This window comes from Facilibium subflavum, from assembly GCF_003574485.1.
Classification (GTDB): Bacteria; Pseudomonadota; Gammaproteobacteria; order Francisellales; family Francisellaceae; genus Facilibium; species Facilibium subflavum.
In genome coordinates this window covers 1-602 of sequence record NZ_QLIT01000322.1, presented here as the reverse complement: position 1 = coordinate 602, position 602 = coordinate 1, and the positions used below count along the sequence as shown (strand labels likewise).

The 602-nt window shown below is 40.9% G+C and carries 1 protein-coding gene; it reads right to left on the bottom strand.

From position 1 onward, the window contains the following. Positions 1-602, bottom strand: a 602-nt coding sequence (locus DNK84_RS13695) for an RHS repeat-associated core domain-containing protein (protein ID WP_162902513.1), incomplete at both ends; no start/stop codon positions are given.

Here is a 602-nt window from a genome sequence, read left to right as displayed (position 1 = left end):
GTCACCCGCAAATGTCGCTAGTGCACCAAACAGCATCATACTGACCATACTTGAGGCTAAGCCGGCACCAATGTCAGTGCTGAAAAAGTCGCCAATACTGCTGTGGACGCTGGGGTCAGTGTTACTAACCGGGTTATCATCAAAAGCATTGTAACGATTAAGAAGATTATATCTATCCCTTTGCATAAAACGCATCTGTTGTAAGTTATAAAAGCGTGCCCTTAGGTAAACAAATCCGGTTTCTGGATCCTGGTATTCACCATCGTACGTCAATGGGTTATATGCCAAGGGTTGAGAGAAACCTAGAGGCTTATTTTTAGAGAACAAACGCTGTTGCCGATAGCTTGAAAAATTATAAACTTTCTTGAGCTTTGTAGAAGAGCTTAACAGTAAATCCGTCGTGTCATGCTTGGCAGCCGAGAAGTAATAAGCGTGCTGATTAAAAGCATTTGCAAGATAACGTGAATCCTTAGACAAATAAGCACTTTGACTATTAAGTTGTTTATCCTCATCTTTGATTAACTGCTTGTTTTGACAAATAATGCTAAGCTGCCTATGCGCATTATCAGATGACCTGCCGGTTTTTGCATTTCGTAAACCTT